Source organism: Wenyingzhuangia sp. (assembly GCF_039768515.1).
In the GTDB taxonomy this organism is placed as follows: domain Bacteria; phylum Bacteroidota; class Bacteroidia; order Flavobacteriales; family Flavobacteriaceae; genus Wenyingzhuangia.
In genome coordinates this window covers 1-5,684 of sequence record NZ_JBDNAI010000103.1, presented here as the reverse complement: position 1 = coordinate 5,684, position 5,684 = coordinate 1, and the positions used below count along the sequence as shown (strand labels likewise).

Genomic DNA, 5,684 nt, shown 5'->3' with positions numbered 1-5,684 from the left:
ACATCAAAAATGGCGGAGGATTATTAAGGATGACCAGCGCCAACATAAACATGAGTTTTAATATTGATAACAATACCTTTAAACGCGACAAAACAGAGGAAGAAGATCAGGAAGAAGAGAATGAAGATGATTACAATGAGCTAGAAAGACTCTCCGGAGGGGGACGAGACGATGATCTTTTTGGCACATCAAATGACTTCTCTAATGGCTTTTCTAGAAAACCAAAAGAAAACAAAAGTGTAAATTCTGGTTTGTACACAACTGAAATAAACTGGAGCCTCAGGCTTGCCTACTCGCTTACCTATAACAACGCTGTTGGTCAAAACGAATTCTCAAACAATTCCCTCATGGCGTCTGGTGACATTGATATTACGCCAAAGTGGAAACTTGGCGTTTCATCAGGATATGACTTTAAAAATAAAGGGGTAACTTATACTCAGTTTCGTTTTGATAGAGATTTAGATAGTTGGAATCTTAACTTCAGCTGGGTACCTTTAGGAACAAGAACTTCCTGGTATTTCTTTATTGGAATAAAATCTGGCTTATTGAGTGATCTTAAATATGAAAAACGTCGGGAGCCCGACAGAAGATTCTAAACAATGACAAAAAAAATCATTACTACAAAAGATGCGCCTGAACCCATTGGGCCATACAATCAAGCTGTTTTAGCCAATGACACCCTTTACCTTTCAGGGCAGATTCCTTTGGTCCCTGAAACCATGGAGTTGGTTGAGGGAGACTTAGAAAAAGAAACGCTGCAAGTAATGGAAAATTTAAAAGCTGTTTTGGCGGCAGCAAACATGAACTTTGATCATGTTGTCAAAACATCGATCTTCTTGAGTGACATGAATAATTTCAACGAAATCAATTCCGTGTATGGTCGCTACTTTGATGAAGCAACTGCTCCAGCGAGAGAAACTGTTGAAGTCGCAAATTTACCAAAGTTTGTACGTGTTGAGATATCGATGATTGCCATTCGGTAAAATAACCTAATCCTCCTTTAGGTTCAACATGGAGATATGGTATTCTACCAAAGCATCAATGGGCCGCTTAACAACGCGACCAATGTTTAGATTATAACGGCTTAAACATGCTTTAACCTCATCTTGTAACAAGTGCGCTATCGATCCAACAAAGTGTATAGGGACTTCTGTTGCGTTTTCAAACTGTAAGATTTGATGCTTTACAAAGCGATCCAAACCTAATCGAATAATTTCCTGCATATAAGGCTCATCTTTGTGCTCAACTAAGAATTTGGCAAATTTAGCCAAATAAGTGTTTGGGTTTTCTCTCCGGTAAAGGTTTTCCTTTAAGGTGTCAGCATCCAATTTGTATTCTTTTTCAAACTGCCGAGATAAATGAGTAGGCATTTCATTGAAATAATAACCCCGAACCAATTGTTTCCCGAAGAAGTTTCCACTAGCCTCGTCCATCAAAATATAACCTAAAGAGATTACATGTTGATTAATCGTTTCGCCATCGAAATATGAACAGTTTGAACCGGTTCCCAAAATACACACTATTGAATGTTCATTTTGTTTTGCTGTAGAATATACAGCAGCATAGGTATCTTCTTTAATAATAAATTCACACTTTGTGAAGATGTCTTTAAACACCTTGAGAATGCGATCAACCGTTGTTTGAATTCCGCATCCAGCACCATAAAAATAGAGATGAGTTACCTCATCTCTATTTTGATAAATTTCATAATTATTGATAATACGTTCATTCAAAATCGCAGACGATAATACCTGAGGATTCAATCCCAATGTTTGCGTCGAAAAAAGTATTTTCCCAGAGTTATCTACAGCAAACCAATCGGTTTTTGTAGAACCACTATCAACAATTAAGTACATACTAAAGCGCGTTAATGTGCTTGGCTAAATCAATTAATTTATTCGAATAACCACACTCATTGTCGTACCATGAGATGATTTTGAAGAAATTAGCATTCAATTCCATTCCTGCTCCAGCATCGAAAATAGATGTTCTTGCATCCCCAATAAAGTCTTGAGAGACAACTGGCTCTTCGGTATACCCTAAAACACCCGCCATATCACTGTTTGCGTGAGCTTGCATTACTTTTTTAATTTCTTCATAACTCGTTGACTTGTTCAAGCGAACCGTTAAATCAACAACAGAAACGTTTGCAGTAGGTACACGAAATGCCATACCAGTTAATTTACCAACCAAAGATGGGATTACTTTTGTTACTGCTTTTGCAGCACCAGTAGAAGCTGGCATAATGTTCACCAAAGAACTTCTTCCTCCTCTAAAGTCTTTACGAGAGGGACCATCAACTGTAAATTGTGTAGCAGTAGTTGCGTGAACTGTTGTCATAAGGCCTTCTTCTATCCCGAAATTATCATCCAACACTTTTGCAACAGGAGCTAAACAGTTGGTTGTACAAGAAGCATTTGAAACGATGGTTTGATCTGCAGTAGCCTCATTGTGATTAACACCCATAACAAACATAGGTGCATCTGCTGATGGAGCAGAAATCACAACTTTTTTAGCACCACCATCGATGTGGGCTTGCGCCTTTTCAAGGGTTGTGAAAATACCTGTACATTCAGCAACAACCTCAGCACCAAGCGTTCCCCATCCAATATCGGCTGGATTGCGCTCTGCAGTAATCTTAACACGACTTCCGTCAACGATTAGGTCACTACCATCTACTTCTACAGTACCATCGTATTTCCCATGAACAGAGTCATACTTTAATAAATAAGCAAGGTGTTTTACCTCTAATAAATCGTTGATAGCAACAACAGTTACATCATCTTGTTTCATGGCAGAACGAAAAACCATTCTTCCAATTCTTCCAAAGCCGTTAATTCCAATTTTAATTGACATATATATTTAGTTTAATTTAAATTTATTGTTAGATGGACAATATGTCCGTTACTCTCAATAGGTTACTATTTATTTTTGACTTCCCTTTAATCGCTTCTTCTAAAGGTGTAAGCTCCATTTTATCATTCAAAATACCCACCATGGCTTTTGATTTACCTTCTCGCAAAGATTCAACTGCATGCACCCCCATTCTTGAGGCCAACACACGGTCAAAACAGCTGGGTGAACCACCTCTTTGCATATGCCCTAAAACCGAAACCCTCACCTCATAATAAGGAAGGTTTTGTTCTACATAAGCAGCTAATTCAAAAACGTTTTTTCCTGTCTTATCTCCTTCAGCAACGACTACTATACTGGAAGACTTTCCAGATTTCTCACTGTGTTTTAAAGATTCAAGCAACTTTCCTAAGCCCCTATCTTCTTCTGGTATAAGGATTTCTTCGGCTCCAGCACCTATCCCAGTATTTAAGGCAATATGACCTGCATCTCTTCCCATTACTTCTACGAAGAATAAACGATTGTGCGAACTTGCTGTATCCCGAATTTTGTCAATTACCTCTACAACGGTATTGAGGGCAGTATCATATCCTAAGGTATACTGCGTCCCTGATATATCATTGTCAATGGTGCCAGGTATTCCGATCACCGGAAAATTAAATTCATTTTGAAAAATCAATGCTCCTGTAAAAGATCCGTCTCCTCCAATTACAACCAAGGCATCTATTTCACGTTTTTTAATATTCGCATAAGCTTTTTGGCGGCCTTCGGGGGTTCTGAATTCTAAAGATCGGGCTGACTTTAAAATTGTCCCCCCTTTATTAATAATATTATTCACACTACGTGCGTTGGCTGGTTTAATTTCATCATCTATCAAACCTTGATAACCATGGTATACGACAAAACACTCATATCCATAAAAAACACTTGTTCTTACCACTGCACGAAGGGCTGCATTCATTCCAGGAGCATCTCCCCCAGAGGTTAAAACAGCAATTCTTTTCATCTCTTTATTCATAAGCGCGTCTAAATTAATGATTATTGCTTTTTAACAATATAGATTCCGTGAAAAAATGCATAAAACAAAAACGACAACGTTTTCAATTGTCTTTGTTATAAAATTCAACAGCATTACTTTGGAATTGATCATTCCCGTTAGCGCTCTCTTTGATAGCGTTACTCTTAACTTTTTCAATCAATTCTTGGAAGGTGTTGAAATCGACTTGATAAGACATTCCCATTCCTTGTGTATACCCAAATTCATCACCTAAATAGCGAAATTCATTTTCACGATTAAAGACTTTCGCTTTAAGCGTTCCGCTGTCGTTGAGAATAAAATCAATTTGCACATCCCCAACAATAACAGTTTCCTGTAACCCGTCTATGGGTACCCCTATTTTACCATTGATCAAAATTCGATCGCTTATTTGTGTGGATAAGGTCAGACCTATACGATCTTCGGTTCTTAAATCGAAGGCAGGCGTTTCTTCACCTTGAAGATAGTTCAAGCCTACATTAAGCTTTCCATCATTAGAACCAATAAGTGTGCTAAATACATCGGATGCCTTCTCGTAAAGATTGTTTGTTATTCCTTGTAAGGAGACCGATACATCGCTAATAAAAATTCCCTGAGACAATAGAGATATAGCTTGCAGCTGCCTTCTTTGTTGATCTGCTAGACGATAATTAATTTCTGAAACCAATATTCCCGTTGTATTAGGAAATGATATATCAAAAACAGGATCATCTGGCTTAATTAGATTTCCAATCAATTGAATGGAAACATCTGTGGGTATTTTACGGTTAAAGTTTGGATTATCAACTAATAATGCAGGGTTAGCTCCACCAGGTACTTGATAAACGGCTTCAATATTCAATTGAGCTTCTAGGGGATCACCTTCCCAAACAATTGTTCCTCCTTGCTTTACCGAGAATTTTTTATCAATCAACCCTAGGTTTTTGAAATTATAGACGCCCTCATATGTAATGAAATCTCCCCAAATATTAAACTTGCCATCAATGTTTGTCTCAATCAAAATATTTCCAGACCCTCTCCCGGAAAGTGTACTACCAGAACTTTGATCCACAACAATTTCAACCTCAGCATTCCTGTTAATGTCTAGATCAAAAATCATTTCAAAACCACGAAAAGCTTCATCAAAAGAGGAAATCTCTGTACTTATCTGTTCTTTTTCATTCACTCCTTTTGGCAAAAAATCTATGAAAGATGTATCGGTTAAGCCTTTACTTTCTTTCCAAGGAATAACCAAAGTTGTTCCTTCAGAAGAGCTTCCGATCACTTCCAATGTCAACGATTTAGTAGGGCCAGTAAAATTTGCTTCACCTGCGAGGTAGCCTTTACCATAAAACAATGCATTAGGATCTTCTGAACGGTTGTAAACCATTAAACGATCTGTTAATAATTGAATGTTCATTTCCCACCCATTGAAATTGATGTGGCTTAACTGACCATTCAATTGGGCGGTTGTCTTGGTCGCTGTCTCTTCCAAAAGAGCATTATTAAAGTCCAAGGTTCTATCACGAAAAACAATCTCAGTACCTTGCGCCAAGGCATATCGGGTGTTGATACTCGGAATGGACATTCCACTGTCATTCAATATTGCATTACCAGATAGTTTCAAATCCGATGTTGAACCCCATAAATTCAATTTACCGGTCAGATTCCCTGTAGAATTTGTTATTTTATCTTTCCCTAGGGATGAAAGAAAAGAAACATCAAAACTAGTTAAATCAAAATCTAAATTAAGGTTTGGTTGATCTTCGGGCACAAAGATAGTACCGGATCCTTTAAGCATCGTTAGCTGATTCTT

At 37.8% G+C, this 5,684-nt stretch carries 5 protein-coding genes and 1 pseudogene; 2 read left to right on the top strand and 4 right to left on the bottom strand.

Annotated features, from left to right (window positions below; genetic code table 11):
- Positions 1 to 596 (top strand): annotated as a pseudogene (locus tag ABF281_RS06940) (LPS-assembly protein LptD); the annotation flags it as partial.
- A 3-nt stretch (positions 597 to 599) separates the two neighbouring features.
- Entirely contained in the window at positions 600 to 983 is a 384-nt protein-coding gene (locus ABF281_RS06935) for a RidA family protein (RefSeq protein ID WP_347180954.1), read from the top strand.
- Between the two features lie 6 nt (positions 984 to 989).
- Here the strand turns inward: ABF281_RS06935 and ABF281_RS06930 are convergent, their stop codons facing one another.
- The 4 genes from ABF281_RS06930 to ABF281_RS06915 form a co-directional block, all read right to left on the bottom strand.
- The gene (locus ABF281_RS06930; RefSeq protein WP_347180953.1) at positions 990 to 1,856 is read right to left on the bottom strand and encodes an N-acetylglucosamine kinase; all 867 of its coding nucleotides are present in this window, start codon (positions 1,854 to 1,856) and stop codon (positions 990 to 992) included.
- Between the two features lies 1 nt (position 1,857).
- Positions 1,858 to 2,856: a type I glyceraldehyde-3-phosphate dehydrogenase gene (gene gap, locus ABF281_RS06925; RefSeq protein ID WP_347180952.1), complete on the bottom strand. Its 999-nt coding sequence runs from the start codon at positions 2,854 to 2,856 to the stop codon at positions 1,858 to 1,860.
- 28 nt (positions 2,857 to 2,884) lie between these two features.
- On the bottom strand, positions 2,885 to 3,871 hold the full coding sequence (pfkA, locus tag ABF281_RS06920) for a 6-phosphofructokinase (RefSeq protein ID WP_347180951.1): 987 nt from the start codon (positions 3,869 to 3,871) through the stop codon (positions 2,885 to 2,887).
- An 82-nt stretch (positions 3,872 to 3,953) separates the two neighbouring features.
- The coding region (locus ABF281_RS06915; RefSeq protein ID WP_347180950.1) for a translocation/assembly module TamB domain-containing protein at positions 3,954 to 5,684 on the bottom strand (1,731 nt) is incomplete at its 5' end.